Annotated in this window: 1 protein-coding gene and 1 pseudogene; both read right to left on the bottom strand. The window is 51.7% G+C overall.

Going from position 1 to position 704, the window contains the following annotated elements; all coding sequences use genetic code 11:
• Positions 1-396, bottom strand: a 396-nt coding sequence (locus ACP7E4_RS30465; RefSeq protein WP_426119990.1) for an OsmC family protein, incomplete at its 3' end; no start/stop codon positions are given.
• A gap of 48 nt (positions 397-444) precedes the next feature.
• Positions 445-540, bottom strand: a pseudogene (locus ACP7E4_RS30460) (transposase domain-containing protein); the annotation flags it as partial.
• Positions 541-704: the final 164 nt, after the last annotated feature.

Below are 704 nucleotides of genomic sequence, written 5' to 3'. Positions count from 1 at the left end.
TTTGTGCAGAGTCTGAGCCTTTGCGATTGCAGACCCCGGAGCCAGAATCACCTTCGGCCTCAAAACAACTGAGGTGAACTGACCAGCGCCGTCGCTCTCCTCGACCATTGTTCCTTGAGCGTTGTCTTCGTAGGCCACTACAACGATCCCGGCCTCAGCACAAAGGCCAAGGTACCAAAGCTTGTGGCATGCAGATAAGGATGCCAAGAGCAACTCCTCTGGATTCCAACGTGTTGGGTCTCCTCGAAAACTGGGATCGGATGACCCCTCAATTGGTATTTTTCCTTTAGCTGTGATTACGTGCGCCCGGCTGTAACCCCGATATGACGACGTTCCTGTTCCCTCGTTGCCGGCCCAAGTCACCTGGACTTCGTACTCGTGCGCTTTATCTGCCATTGATACCTCCTGGGAAAGTTTTTTGATAAATCCGTTAAAAAAGCGGACTCATTGAGCGGGTAACCATCGATGAGGCAGCAGCTCAGTAATGCCACTTGCTCGCTGCGTCGGCAAGCGTGTGAGCACATCTTTCAAGTAAGCGTACAGAAATGCGCTCCTATCCAATGTATGCGCTCGACTCAGTAATCCCACGTCACTTTCCTTGATACGCCCTATGAAAATGAAGCTGGAGTTCGGCTGGTGGCGCTTCGGGCAAGCTCCCAGAACGCTGCACAAACACTTGATAACGACCACTTTCAAGTTTTATG

It is taken from the genome of Pseudomonas sp. DSP3-2-3, from assembly GCF_049898225.1.
Lineage (GTDB): Bacteria > Pseudomonadota > Gammaproteobacteria > Pseudomonadales > Pseudomonadaceae > Aquipseudomonas.
The sequence above is the reverse complement of the archived record's forward strand: the minus strand, read 5'-3'. Positions and strand labels throughout refer to the sequence as shown.